General features: G+C 32.4%; 9 protein-coding genes, 1 pseudogene and 1 other annotated feature. Of the genes and pseudogenes, 4 read left to right on the forward strand and 6 right to left on the reverse strand.

Translation table 11 applies throughout. The features are described 5' to 3' along the window. Window positions 1-205 (forward strand): annotated as a pseudogene (locus tag BUB36_RS20015) (hypothetical protein); the annotation flags it as partial. Between the two features lie 148 nt (window positions 206-353). Here BUB36_RS20015 and BUB36_RS16635 read toward each other — a convergent pair. The 3 genes from BUB36_RS16635 to BUB36_RS16645 all read right to left on the reverse strand — a co-directional run bounded on the left by BUB36_RS16635 (window position 354) and on the right by BUB36_RS16645 (window position 4,996). Then, on the reverse strand, window positions 354-1,754 hold the full coding sequence (locus BUB36_RS16635) for a citrate/2-methylcitrate synthase (protein ID WP_278247862.1): 1,401 nt from the start codon (window positions 1,752-1,754) through the stop codon (window positions 354-356). A gap of 295 nt (window positions 1,755-2,049) precedes the next feature. Beyond that, window positions 2,050-3,051 carry an isocitrate/isopropylmalate dehydrogenase family protein gene (locus BUB36_RS16640; protein ID WP_084112103.1) on the reverse strand — a complete coding sequence of 334 codons (1,002 nt, stop codon included), beginning with the start codon at window positions 3,049-3,051 and terminating at the stop codon, window positions 2,050-2,052. A gap of 16 nt (window positions 3,052-3,067) precedes the next feature. Beyond that, window positions 3,068-4,996 (reverse strand): aconitate hydratase, encoded by a 1,929-nt coding sequence (locus BUB36_RS16645; RefSeq protein WP_073152889.1) that lies wholly within the window; start codon window positions 4,994-4,996, stop codon window positions 3,068-3,070. Between the two features lie 270 nt (window positions 4,997-5,266). Then, window positions 5,267-5,506, forward strand: a binding site (T-box leader). A gap of 71 nt (window positions 5,507-5,577) precedes the next feature. Between BUB36_RS16645 and BUB36_RS16650 the strand changes: the two genes are divergently transcribed. Beyond that, window positions 5,578-5,769, forward strand: a complete 192-nt coding sequence (locus BUB36_RS16650) for a hypothetical protein (protein WP_073152891.1) — start codon at window positions 5,578-5,580, stop codon at window positions 5,767-5,769. Between the two features lie 68 nt (window positions 5,770-5,837). Here the strand turns inward: BUB36_RS16650 and gltB are convergent, their stop codons facing one another. Next, window positions 5,838-10,331 (reverse strand): glutamate synthase large subunit, encoded by a 4,494-nt coding sequence (gene gltB, locus BUB36_RS16655; protein ID WP_073152893.1) that lies wholly within the window; start codon window positions 10,329-10,331, stop codon window positions 5,838-5,840. 459 nt (window positions 10,332-10,790) lie between these two features. Here gltB and BUB36_RS16660 point away from each other — a divergent pair, with 459 nt between their 5' ends. Beyond that, window positions 10,791-11,645: a DUF4438 domain-containing protein gene (locus tag BUB36_RS16660; RefSeq protein WP_073152895.1), complete on the forward strand. Its 855-nt coding sequence runs from the start codon at window positions 10,791-10,793 to the stop codon at window positions 11,643-11,645. Window positions 11,646-12,046: 401 nt separating this feature from the next. Beyond that, window positions 12,047-12,619 carry a spore protease YyaC gene (yyaC, locus tag BUB36_RS16665; RefSeq protein WP_073152897.1) on the forward strand — a complete coding sequence of 191 codons (573 nt, stop codon included), beginning with the start codon at window positions 12,047-12,049 and terminating at the stop codon, window positions 12,617-12,619. Window positions 12,620-12,977: 358 nt separating this feature from the next. On the opposite strand, the gene BUB36_RS16670 is transcribed toward yyaC, so the two are convergent. Together BUB36_RS16670 and BUB36_RS16675 are read right to left on the reverse strand one after the other, a co-directional pair. Beyond that, complete coding sequence (locus BUB36_RS16670; protein ID WP_073152899.1) at window positions 12,978-14,486, reverse strand: DUF1846 domain-containing protein; 1,509 nt, start codon at window positions 14,484-14,486, stop codon at window positions 12,978-12,980. Between the two features lie 238 nt (window positions 14,487-14,724). Continuing rightward, window positions 14,725-14,902: transposase (locus BUB36_RS16675; RefSeq protein WP_207550845.1), on the reverse strand; the 178-nt coding region annotated here is incomplete at its 5' end.

Below are 14,902 nucleotides of genomic sequence, written 5' to 3' on the forward strand. Positions count from 1 at the left end.
ATATTTTTCACTCTGCTTCTTGGCATATACATTTTTAGAGATTTTCCGAGTTTCTGAGTGGCAGTTATCTCTTAAAACAATTGGAGAGACAATTAGGTATTGCAAAAATGTAACTGCTAAGAAATTTATTAAATATATTTATTATCAAGCTCAGCAAAATGTACCTTTACAAAGTATATATCATTCCTTGAAATTACCTGCTTAAATTTTTAAAAACAAGCAAGGTAAAACAGAGTATTTATATGCTTTTTTACTGGAATAACTAGGATGTTAAACATTTATTATCCTAGTATGGTAATTTGACTTTAATATTTGCATAAATGGAATTAATTATTTTACTTGAATATCTATACCTAGCTCCCACTAGCTAGAAGATGACTGAAATGATCTGCCTCCCTTTCTCTTTCGTCCATAGGAATATACTTATTACCAATATCTACAATTTCATAGGCTGGTCTTAGAATCTTCTTATCACTAACGATCTGCTCGATTCTATGGGCACACCAACCAGGCAATCTAGCTGCTGCAAAAAGAGGTGTATAAAGTTCTTGTGGAATATTCAACATCTCATAAACAAATCCCGAATACAAGTCTACATTAGCACATATGATCGTATCTTCGCCCTTTAACTCTTTAAAAATTTCAATTGTAAGCTCTTCGATATTTTTATATAAATTAAATTCTTCCACTGCACCTTTTTCAATGGCTAATTCTAAAGCCTTTTTTTTAAGAAGTACCGCCCTTGGATCTGATTTGGTATATACAGCATGACCCATACCATATATTAAACCTTCTTTATTAAAAGCTTCCTTTCTGAGTATTTTTAATAAGTAATCCTTGAGCATATCCCTATTTTTCCAATTGATAGCATTCCTCTTGATATCTAGTATCATTTCCCTTACCTTAACATTTGCACCTCCATGCTTAGGTCCCTTCAAAGCTCCTACTGCTGCTGCAATAGCAGAATAGGTGTCCGTTCCTGAAGATGAAACAACATGGGTAGTAAAGGCTGAGTTATTTCCTCCACCATGTTCTGCGTGAATTACCATACATAAATCTAAAATTTCCGCTTCAGTTTTCGTATAATTATTATCCTGTCTAATCATAAAAAGAATATTTTCTGCAGTTCCTATACCTTTTTGAGGTGAATGTATGAACAAGCTTTTATTATCAAAATAGTGGGCCTTTGCTTGATAACCATATGATATTATTGTTGGAAATCTAGCTATAAGCTTTATACTTTGCATCAATAAATTCTTTACACTAATATTGTCAGGATCATCGTCATGTGAATATAATACCAATATACTCCTTTGAAGTTTATTCATAATATCTTTACTTGGAATTTTAAGAATCATATTTTCTGTAAAGCTTTGGGGTAATTTTCTCCATTCATCAAGCAAATCCTTAAATTCATCAAATCTCTTCTTAGTTGGAAGTTCACCAAACAATAGAAGATATACACATTCTTCAAAGCCGTAACGCCTTTGCTGTTGAAATCCCTTTACAAACTCTGTAAGCCTTATCCCTCTATAAAACAGTTCTCCTTCTGCAGGTACTTTTTTATTATCACGAAGCTCATAGCCTTTAACACAACCGACCTTTGTAAGACCTACTTTTACGCCAGTGCCATTACTATTTCTTAAACCTCTCTTTATATTAAACATATTATATATTTCAGGTTTTATATAATTATTCTTCTCTGCTATCATTGCCAATTCATCAAATATTTTTTCTGAAGAATCCTTGTTCAATTTTTTTACCCCCTCTATTTTTTAAAAAGACACCATATACTTTATTATATAGATTTCCAATAGTAAAACTCAATTTATATATATCAAAATATCCCGAGCTTTTAAGGATTTTTGATGTTTATAAATTAATTGTTTTACTGAAATATCTATAGATAAACAAGATTGACATTCAAGATAAATTTCGAAGAAAATAATAAAGATTTCTACATTTTTGAAATTTATTAAGCCTTGAAGTTGTTTATCTTTAATCTAAAATCTAAATTCCAAGTTTTATATTTATACTTATAACGTTTATTTAGTCTACTAAGTTTTGAATTATTGCTTTAGTCATTTCTGTAGTTGAAGCTGTACCTCCTAGATCCACTGTTACATATTTCCCTTCTTCTATTGTTCTTTCAACTGCATCAACTATTAATTTTGATCTTTTGTTTTCTCCTAAATAATTTAACATCATAGCTCCCGATAATATTACTGCAGTAGGATTAGCTATATTTTTTCCTGCAATATCTGGAGCACTTCCATGGACTGCTTCGAATATAGCCATATCCCTTCCGATGTTAGCTCCTGGTACAAGCCCTAGCCCTCCTACAAGCCCAGCACATAAGTCTGATAGAATATCGCCATATAGATTTGTTGTAACAATTACTTCATATTTTGAAGGATTCATTACTAATTGCATGCACATGTTATCAACTATAACTTCCTGCAACTCAATATGTGGATAGCTTTTGGCAACCTCCCTTGCACAATCTAAGAACAATCCATCGGCAAGCTTCATTATATTAGCCTTATGAACTACAGCTACCTTTTCTTTATTATTCTTCTGAGCATATTCAAAGGCTTCCTTTATAATTCTAAGTGATGCTTTCTTTGTAATAACCTTTATAGCCCTTGCTTCATCTTCTTGTTCCTTTACTTCTATCCCACTATAGAGTCCCTCAGTATTTTCTCTGAAAATAACGAGGTCTATATTTTTAAATGGAGTTTCTATTCCTTTAATTTTCTTTACAGGTCTTATATTTGCAAATAAATCGTATTTTTTTCTAAGTAATACATTAATGCTTCTAAACCCACATCCAATAGGCGTTGTTATAGGACCCTTAAGTACCATCTTATTTCTTTCTATACTTTTAAAAACTTCATCTGGAACAAGAATACCTTTTTTAGCATATACATCTGCTCCTGCATTTACTATGTCCCAATTCATATCTATCTCTGTTGCTTCAATAACCTGTTTGGCTGAATCTATTACCTCTGGTCCAATGCCATCTCCAGGTATAAGAGTTATATCATACATTATTTTCACCTCTAAATTAGTCATTTATTTTCTTTGCAAAATTTAAGTAACCACCTTTTTTTAATATCTCAATGTCTCTCTTTGAGCCTTGAAAAATCAATTCCATAGTGATATTTTTTGTTCTATTAATCAGTTTTATCTCTGTACTAGAATCAAGGGACTCTATCACATCTACCAACTCTATCTCATCAAATTCATCCAAAATATAATAATCATCTTTATTTTTGAATATAAAAGGAATTATTCCTGAGTTTATCAAATTAGATTTATGAATTCTTGCAAAGGACTTAGCTATTACTGCTTTTACACCAAGATAAAGAGGCACTAAAGCCGCATGCTCTCTACTAGACCCTTGCCCATAGTTTTCTCCACCTATAACAAAGCCTCCTTTGTTTTCCTTTGCCCTTATGTCAAAATCATCAACTATAGTTCCAAAGCAATATTTAGATAATTCAGGTATATTTGAGCGGTAAGGTAAAAGCTTAGCATTAGATGGCATAATATCATCCGTTGTTATATTATCACCAGTTTTTAATAATACCTTTCCATTTAAGTTTGGTTTTAATGCCTTGTTTACTGGAAAAGGCTTGATGTTTGGACCCATTTTAACTTCTAATCCTTCTCTATTTTCTAAAGGATAGATAAAGTAATTATCATAAACATCATATTTTTGTGGTATTTTAATATCAGGCATTTCGCCAAAGGTTGACGGGTCTGTTAAATATCCAGCAATAGCTGAAACAGCTGCTGTTTCAGGGCTAACCAAGTACACATCTGCACTTTTTGTTCCACATCTCCCCTTAAAATTCCTATTAAAGGTTCTCAGAGAAACTGCATCTGTTTTAGGGGCTTGACCCATCCCAATACAAGGTCCACAAGCCGCTTCAATAATTCTTGCACCTGCAGAAATCAAATCACCTAAAGCACCATTGTCAGCCATCATTCCCAATATATTACTCGATCCTGGAGAAATAACTAAACTCACATCAGGATGTACCTTTTTCCCTTTTAATATCTTTGCCACCTTCATCAAGTCGGTATAAGAGGAATTTGTACAACTGCCTATTACAACTTGATCTACCTTTAATTCTTTTATATCTTTAATTTGAAAAACATTATCGGGACTATGTGGCATAGCTGTCATAGGCTTTATATCACTCAAATCGATTTTAATTTTTTTATCATAATGGGCATCATCATCGGCAGTTAAATATTTAAAATCCTTTTCTCTACCCTGTCTTACCAAAAAGTCCTTTGTAATCTCATCACTTGGAAAAATTGAAGTTGTAGCACCAAGCTCTGCTCCCATATTTGTTATTGTAGCTCTGTCAGTTACAGACAGTTCTTTAATCCCTTCACCAGAATATTCTATAACATATCCTACTCCACCCTTTACACTCAACTTCTTTAGAATAAATAATATTACATCCTTTGCAGAAACCCAAGGATTCAATTTTCCTTTCAATTCTACATTAAGTACCTTTGGAACCTTTAGAAAATAATATCCCTTTGCCATAGCTACTGCTACATCTAAACCTCCTGAACCGATGCTAAGCATTCCAAGTCCGCCACAGGTAGGTGTATGACTATCAGATCCTATCAATACATCAGTAGGCTTTCCGAATCTTTCTAGATGCAATTGATGACAAATTCCGTTACCAGGTTTTGAGAATATTATTCCATATTTTGCAGCAGCAGATTTGATAAATTCATGGTCATCTGCATTTTCAAAACCTGTTTGTAAAGTATTATGATCTATATAAGCTACAGATAAATCTGTTTTAATATCCTTTATTCCCATTGATTCTAATTGAAGATAAACCATTGTACCAGTGGAATCTTGTGTAAGTGTTTGATTCACCTTAATAGAAATTTCATTCTCTTCTACTACCCTTCCCTTCAATAGATTCTTTTCAAGAATTTTGTATGTTAAGCTTTTATTCATACAGACCTTCCTTTCGAATATTCTCAGCTATAAGTTATTACGTTTTTGTAATGTATTATTGTATACGATTATACTTGTATAGTTGTGCTTTGTCAAGTTGAACTATAGAATTATTTTATTAAGCTTTTCACTTTATTTTTAAATATTTTTTACTATAAATTCACATCAATAAATATTCTAGGAAAACGTTTGATATTTCATAATTTTCTGAAAATAGTATTGACTTTTACTTTTATTCTTGTTATAATACAAAAAACCTAATAAATATACATGAATGCAATGAAGGAGAAGGATATTATATATGTGTAGTTACAGAGAGTCGGGAACAGCTGAAAACCGATACTACCTATATTTTATGAATCACTCTTGAGCAGTATCTTCGAAGGATTCTATCTTGTAGTTGATACCGACTAGCCTCGATAAAGGCTTAGGTTTAGATAAACCCCAAGAGGCATCTTTAAATCAAAGGATGCAATTAAGGTGGTACCACGGGTAAAACTCGTCCTTAAGTAAAACACACAGGACGAGTTTTTTATATATAAAATTAAATTTATATATAATTTAGATGGGAGGGAATTCTTATGAATAAAAAAAACATTCAACTTTATACAAATCAAAAAACAAAATCTGTTAATTATTTAAAAGAGGCAATAACTTTTAGCACCAGCAATACTTCTATGGACTTTTTATCGCAGTTTCCAACTTTTTCCTTGAATTATTGGGGAGAGGGTCCTCACAGGGATGAATTTGTATTCACAACCGATATATTATAATTTTTATCTATTACAGCTTAAAGGCTTTACTAATCAAATACTTGATTAGTAAAGCCTTTGTTTTATCTTTAACATATTGACTCTAGTTGTTTTTGATAAGCCTGAGAAGTGACTTTTAAAAACTTCTTTAAATAACATTCCCATTCTTCTAATATTCTTTTAGCCTTCAAGCTTCTTGTATAATCATAATGTTTACTAATAAGATTTTTTACCTTCATAATATCACGAGAATCTGTCAAAATTTCAATCCCAACTATTTCTTTATTGCATTTACTTCTAAATTCTTCATTTTCATCTAGCACATAGACTTCTCCTCCACTCATTCCTGCTCCAAAATTTTTGCCTGTTGTACCCAGTATAATAACTATTCCTCCCGTCATATATTCACATCCATGATCTCCAATACCTTCAACAACAGCTACTGAACCGCTATTACGCACACAAAATCTTTGCCCAACTCTTCCAGAAATATATACTTCCCCTGCAGTAGCACCATAGAGTAACGTATTTCCTGCAATAATATTTCTATCTGTACTGTATATGGCTTTTCTATGAGGAAATAATATAATTTTCCCACCTGATAACCCTTTTCCAAGATAGTCATTGGCATCTCCTTGAAGGATTAGGGTTAATCCTTTTACAGCAAAAGCTCCAAAGCTTTGACCTGCCGAGCCTAAAGCATTTATTACAATAGTATCTTCATCTAATCCATTGTCTCCATGCCTTTTTGCAATCTCACCACTCAACATTGTTCCAAAGGAACGATCTGTATTCCTTATCTTTAATGAATGTTCTACCTCTATTCCTCGTTCTATAGCTACCAAAGAGTTTTCTATTAATTTCTTATCTAAAACATTGTCAAGATCGTGTTTTTGGTCCATAATACATCTTCCAACAACTCTTGATGGCAGTTCTGGCTTAAACAATATAGACGACAAATCGCATTGTTTTATTTTATACTTATCATTTTTTCTAATCTCTAATACATCTGCTCTTCCAATCATTTCGTCAACTTTCCTAAAACCAAGCTTTGCCATTATTTGTCGTAGTTCTTGGGCAACGAATTTAAGATAATTAATTAAATCCTCAGGCCTACCTTTAAATCTCTTACGCAAATTATATTCTTGAGTTGCTATTCCCATTGAACATTTATTAAGGTGACACTGTCTACACATCCTACAGCCTAAGGCTACTAATGCTGAAGTAGCAAAACCATATTCTTCAGCCCCTAATAATGCTGCAATGGCTACATCTCTACCCGTTCTCATTTTCCCATCAACCTGCACAATAATCCTGCTCCTTAAATCATTCAACAACAATGTCTGTTGAGTCTCAGAAAGACCTATTTCCCAAGGAAGTCCCACATATTTCATAGAACTGATAGGTGAGGCACCTGTACCTCCATCGTATCCGCTTATTAAAACTTTATCTGCATGACCCTTTGCAACTCCAGCTGCAACTGTACCAACACCAATTCTAGATACTAGTTTTACACTTATTTTAGCTTTTGGATTAACATTCTTTAAATCAAAAATCAATTGAGATAAATCTTCTATTGAATAAATATCGTGGTGTGGTGGTGGAGATATTAGATCTATTCCTGGAGCCGAATGTCGAACCTTTGCTATTTCAGCAGTTACTTTATTTCCTGGCAAGTGTCCTCCTTCCCCTGGCTTTGCTCCTTGAGCAATTTTTATCTGTATTTCATCGCAATTTACAAGGTAATTGGTAGTAACTCCAAATCTAGCAGATGCAACCTGTTTAACTCTACTATTAGCATTTTCTCCTCCTGATCTTGTCTCATATCTGCTTGGGTTTTCTCCTCCTTCACCAGAATTGCTAGTAGCTCCAATTCTATTCATTGCAATAGCCAGAGTCTCATGGCACTCCTTACTTAATGAACCAAATGACATTCCAGAAATAGTAAATCTCTTTAAAATATCCGAAACTGGCTCAACTTCTTCTATAGGTATGTTTTTTCCATTCTTGAACTTCATTAAACCACGAATCGTTGCAATCCTCTGATTTTTTTCATTGGCTTCATAAGCATATTCCCTATATTTACTAAAATCATGGTCTACTGAGGCTTCTCTAAGAAGTTTAACTGTTTTAGGATTAAATATATGATATTCTCCCTTATTATTCCAATAAATTTCACCTCCCATATCTAGACCTTTAAACTGCCTATATGCCAAGGTATGTCTTAATAGCACTTCCTTAGAAATAGTATTTAATCCAATACCTCCAAGAACAGCAGGGGTATCACTAAAATACTCATCTATTACATCCTGATTTATCCCTACAGCCTCAAATATTTGAGCACCACAATAGCTTTGAAGGGTTGATATTCCAATTCTTGATAATATTTTTAAAAGTCCTGAGCAAATTGCATTAATATAATTTTTACAGCCTTCATCGAAGGTTTTTATATTCTCTATATATTTATTATTCTCTACCATATAAGCTATGGATTCGAAGACCATATATGGATTAACAGCTTTTGCCCCAAATCCAACTAATAATGCAATATGCATGACATCTCTAGCGTCTCCTGCTTCTACTATTAAATCTACAGCTGTTCTTAGTTTTTTTCTAACTAAGTAATGATGTACAGCACTCAAGGCCAACAAGCTGGGGATTGGTGCATTATACATGTCTTCATTCCTATCGCTTAATATAAGTATATTATATCCACGTTTAACATTTTCCTCGGCACGTTTACATAGATAATCCAAGGCTTGTTTTAAACCATTTTCTTCATGATCTGCTTGGAAAACAATAGGTATTGTAATAGCCTTGAAGTCCCTTGTATTAAGCCTTCTTATATTTTCTATTTCATCATTTTTCAAAATCGGATGCTCAATTCTTATATATTTATTATCCTTCTCTGTTTCTATCTCATCCAATAGCTTGCCATGAGTTCCTATAAATTGAACTAAGGACATTATAGATTCTTCTCTTATAGAATCTATTGATGGATTAGTTACCTGAGCAAACATTTGTTTAAAATAATTGAATAGAAGCTGAGGACGTTCAGACAATACTGCAAGGGGTATATCTATACCCATAGATCCGATAGGTTCCTTCCCTTTATCTACCATATATGCGATGACCTTTTCTAATTCCTCTTTAGTAAATCCAAATACTAATTGCTTCTTATACAAAATCTCACAGTTCATTTTTTGCCCTTCAACAGGCTCCCAAATATCCTTTAGTGACATTCTGTTTTTCATAACCCAATCAGCAAAGGGCTTTCTTGTAGATGCTAAACGCTTAATCTCATTATCATATAAAATTCTACCCTCCTTTGTATCAACTAAAAATATCTTTCCTGGTTCTACACATCCCTTTTCTATTACCATTTCTGGTAAAATGTCTACTACTCCAGTTTCTGATGCCATAACTACGAAATCATCCTTAGTTACTAAATATCGTGCTGGTCTAAGTCCATTTCTATCTACCTTTATACCAACTTTAATTCCATCACAAAATGCAACTGTAGCTGGACCATCCCAAGGCTCCATTACTCTTGCATGATATTCATAAAAACCCCTCTGATTTCTTTCTATTTTTGTATTATTTTCCCACGCTTCTGGTATTAACATCATTAATATATTTTCCAAGGGATGGCCATTAACAGTAAAAATCTCTAATGCATTATCTAGAGCTGAAGAATCACTTCCTCTAGGTTCAATCACTGGCAAGATCCTATGAAAATCTTTTTGTAATAATTTAGAGTACATTACTCCTTCCCTTGCATTCATCCAATTAACATTTCCTCTAATCGTATTTATCTCACCATTATGAGCAATGTAACGAAAGGGCTGTGCAAGCTTCCATGATGGAAAGGTATTTGTACTATATCTTTCATGAACTACAGCTATGGAGGTTTCAATGCTTTCATCTAACAAGTCAATATAAAAATCCTCCAGCCTATAACCCAATATCTGCCCCTTATATACTATTGTGCTATTAGATAAACTACAAATATAAAAGCTTTCAGTATATGGCTTTTTTTCTTCCCTTATTATATTTTCTACTCGTTTCCTAACAACATAAAGTTTTCTCTTAAATAAACCTTCATCTTGGTCCTTTCTATGAATAAAGATTTGCATAATAGCTGGTCGAGTAGCTTTAGCAAATTCTCCACAAGCCTCTTCATTTATTGGAACTTTTCTCCATCCTATAAGTTTTTGGTTTTCTTCTCTAAGCACTCGCTCTAATACACCCTCACAAAACAACCGTGCATTTGGCTGTCTTGGAAGAAAAATTACACCAACAGCATAATCCCCAATTTCAGGTAAAGCAATGCCTAGCCTCTCAGCCTCTTTCTTAAAAAAATTATGGGGTATCTGAAACATAATACCTGATCCGTCTCCAGTACTTGCATCTGCACCTACTGCTCCTCGATGCTTTAAATTCTTTAATATCTCTAACCCTTGTTTTAGTATGTAGTAAGATTTTTTTCCCTTGATATTAGCAATAAATCCAACTCCACAGCTGTCTTTTTCCATATTTGGATTGTATAGTCCCTGCTTTTGTGGTAATCCATTTCCATTCATAATTTCACACCTTCCTTTTACTTCAATAAATGCGAATGTGTTTTAATTCAAAATTCATTTTTCTGAAAATTTTATTGTTTGAAATTATATCATATTTATTCATTTTATTCAATGTTTTTTCATTGTTATTCTAGCATCAATCCGCATAAATGCTAATTATTGCAGGAAAACGATATCTTTGTTAAATATAATGTCTATGTATATTTATTCTCTTCTTAAATGTATTTATTTGCAATTCTAATCAACAACACTTGCAATTTATCGATTAATCACTTTTGCTCAATAAAATAGTAAAATATTACTTCAGAAGAACAACGAAAATTTCTTTAAAAAATTACTTGATTAATATTCTCTAAAAAAGTAAATTAGATGACCCTCATATATGAAATATGATATAATTACATTGTCTATAAACATATGTAATATATGGTTGAAATTTCAACATGAGGAGGCGCTTATATGATTAAAACTAATAAAGACAAGCTTGTTATTCAATCAGTACAAGGAAAAATTCATCATCCCCTTGGAGGAAACTATAGAATTTCCCATGAAGGTGAACCTAGGATATTACCAGCTACTGGAGGTATAACCTATAATGTGCACGTTGGGGATCCTGCTTTTGGTTGGGAATGTGATCATGTTGAGCCAAGCGTATCTATCAGAAATGAAGATAAAGCTGAAAACGATGCAATTATGAATTTAGCATGTCCAGGAAATATAGCGAAGGTTGTTTCAGGTGATGCAAAGGGAGCTGTTGGTTATGTGCTAGGTGGGCATGGAGGCATTGAGCATACTATAATAGAATTTCATGATGAGGATATGGAAAAAATGGCAGTAGATGATAAGATTCTCATAAAAGCCCATGGCCAAGGACTTAAACTGATTGATTATCCTGAAATAATAATGACAGGAATTGATCCTGAGATTTTTTCAAAAATTAAAATCGATGAAAGAAATGGAAAGCTGCATTTTCCTGTAGTTTGTAAAATTCCAGCAGTGCTTATGGGTTCTGGTATAGGTAGTTCAAAGGGACATTCTGGCGACTATGATATAATGACCCAAGATAAGGATTTAATTAAGAAACTAGGAATTGATAAGCTAAGGTTTGGTGATTTTGTTTTACTAGAAGATTGTGATAATACTTTTGGCAGAGGTTATCTCAAGGGTGCTGTAACAATAGGTATTGTTATTCATAGTGACTGTATAAAAGCTGGTCATGGACCTGGAATTACTACATTTATGTCTTGTAAGAAACCATTAATTGAGGCTAAAATCCAAAATGATGCTAATATTCGAAAGTACATAGATTTATAATAAGAAAATAACCAGACTTTTGATGCTCTGGTTATTTTCTTATTATACTTTAATACAAAGGCATACAACGACAGGTGTTAGTTGTAAGTTACATGTTCAAAGTTGTAAGTGCTAGGGTCTTTCTAATAAGTTTTATCATGAGAAATCTATATAGGAGTTTAAGTAAAAACTTTAATTTATACATGTCCAAAACGCCCAGAAACGTTGCATATTTGTACATGTATAAATTAAGTTTTACTATGTAAATTCTATATAATCAATATTTTAAAAATTTAAAGAATTATTTATTTAACTATTTTCATGTGATATAATTATTGTATATCATAATTCATGTGTACAATATGTAAAAATTATTAAATTACCTATTTAATTAATATTTACTGCAAGTGAGGCATCAGGCTATGAATGAACTTTTAATACATATTTATGATAACAGTTCTGTTATAAGTATAGCAAAATATATACAAAGCTTCATTAAAGAAAATGAAAAAATCACTATTGTTTGCATTGGTACCGATAGAATTATTCCAGATAGCTTGGGACCCATGATAGGGACAATGTTATCGGAAAATATACTTTCAAATAACATTAAAATAATTGGAACACTAGAATCTCCCCTACATGCTTTAAACATGAAAAAAAGAATCAAAAAAGAAGTTGATAAAGATACACTTATAATAGCCATTGACGCTAACCGCGGAAATAGAGTTGGTGAAATCAAAATATTTAACAGCTCTATTTCACCAGGTAAAGGCTTTGGTAAGAATTTACCTGAAATCGGACATATATCTATAATAGGTACGACCTGGGAAACAAGAGAAGAAATCGACATATATGATCATAAAATACGTTTAGGCGATATATATAAGATGGCAAAAACTATTTCTTCATCTCTATTTTTAGCAATTAATGAGCTAAGATATAATAAATCAGACAGGAAAGATAATGAATCTTTTTCATTTCTACTTGATTAAAATTCATTTATATATACCTTGCTGAATAAATAAATTTAAAATTTATTAATTTAGGTAATTCTCTATATTACAAATTAAAAATAAATTCTATGAAATTTATACTACTCTAAAATTACTTATCTTTTATTTGAGAAACTTGCATAATTAACACTAATAATTTTGAAATAAAATATGTAGATAGCTTTCTTAACTCTCTCTACTACATTTTGTATTAAAAAATTCTTTAAATGTATTATGCAATTTCCTCATTTAAAATAAAAAAAGAATTCACAAAAAATTTTCATGAACTCTTTTTTTGTTCAATCAATTTTATTTAATTTTTATAATCATTTTATATAAAACTTATCATAAATCCTAATTAATTATTGTAATATAAACTATCTGAAGAGTATTCAGCCTCGCAGGTAACATCTATACCAAGCTTTCTAAAGGTCTGTTCATCATTTGTGTTTAAAATAGTTGTAGAGTGAGCCTGACATCCCTTCAGCATGGATAGCTTTTCCATAGCAACCTTTGCCGTTGGGTTAGTGGCCGCACTAATACTAAGTGCAATTAGAATTTCTTCACAATTTAATGATGTAATCTTACTCCCAAAAGTCTTTGACTTAAGATTAATTATTGGTTCAAGAATCACTGGCGAAATTAAATGGATTTTATCTGAAATATTGGCAAGCCTCTTTATAGCATTTAAAATCACTGCTGCTGCTGCATCCATCGTGTCTGAGCTTTTACCAGTTAAAATTGTTCCATCATGAAGCTCAAGAGCTACCACAGGATATTGTTCATTTTTACAAAATTGTTCCTTAAGTTTTGCTGCTCTCTCTCTAGCTGGCATAACAACCTTACGATCCTCTGCCTTAAGATTAAGCTCTTCCATAATAAGTCTTGATCTATTAAATGTATCTAAGTCTACATATCCCTTTTTATATTCGCAGCCAGTATTAAAATATCTTCTGATAATCTCTTGCCTAGAAGCTTCTTTAACAACTTCATCATCGATAATGCCAAATCCAACTCGATTAACGCCCATATCTGTTGGTGATTTATAAATAGATTCCTCTCCTGTAATCTTTTCAATAATCCTCTTAAGTACAGGGAAAGTTTCTATATCACGATTATAGTTAACCGCAATTTCATTATAAGCATCGAAATGAAAGGAGTCAATCATATTTACATCCTTCAAATCTACAGTTGCAGCTTCATATGCAATATTTAAGGGATGCTTAAGTGGTACATTCCAAACTGGAAAAGTTTCAAACTTTGAATATCCGACTACTCTTCCCAGCTTGTGCTCATGATACATCTGACTTAAACAAGTGGCAAGCTTGCCACTACCTGGCCCTGGAGCAGTTACAACCACAATAGGCTTTGTTGTTTCAATGTAAGGATTTTTCCCATAGCCCTCGTCACTAACTATGGTATCCACATCAGTAGGATATCCCTTTGTTGCACTATGGGTATATACCTTAATTCCCCTTCTCTCTAGCTTATTCATAAATACAGTTACCGCAGGCTGATTATCATATCTAGTGATCACAACACTATTAACATGAAGTTCATATGCTCTAAGATCATCAATTAGTCTTAAAACCTCCATGTCATAGGTTATCCCGAAATCTCCACGAATCTTATTCCTTTCGATATCACCAGCATAAACACAAATAATAACCTCAACCTTTTCCTTCAGCTTATGAAGAAGTTTGATCTTCGCATTTTCATCAAAACCTGGAAGTATTCTCTTTGCATGTAAATCAAACAGAAGCTTACCTCCGAATTCTAAATAAAGCTTGTCGTAATTATTAACTCTTTCAAGAATATACTTTGATTGTTCTTCCAAATATTTTTTTGCATCAAATCCTAGTTTCATAATCTACCTCACTATTCTTAATTATTCCTTGATTATTTTACCACCAAATTAGCATAATTTTAATAGGTAATATGAATATTTTTTTATTTTTTACATAAATCATAACCACCCGTAAAACGGGTGGTTTGCTCTAGCCCTATAAGGGCATGGTACTTGCAGGTGTCTTAAGACACTCTGAATTAGTCCGCCAACCGCTTTACCTTCTCACACCACCCCTCAAGGGGTTAATTAACTTATTTTACTTCTTATTCTTTCTTCCTGTGAACGGATCTATATACTCTTTCATACTAATTTGGTCATTTGCTATATCTTCTTGTAATTGATTCCTTATATATTCTTCTATTACTTTTTTATTTCTTCCCACCGTATTTACATAATATCCTTTACACCAAAAATGTCTATTACCATATTTATAT

Source organism: Paramaledivibacter caminithermalis DSM 15212 (genome assembly GCF_900142245.1).
GTDB lineage: Bacteria > Bacillota > Clostridia > Peptostreptococcales > Caminicellaceae > Paramaledivibacter > Paramaledivibacter caminithermalis.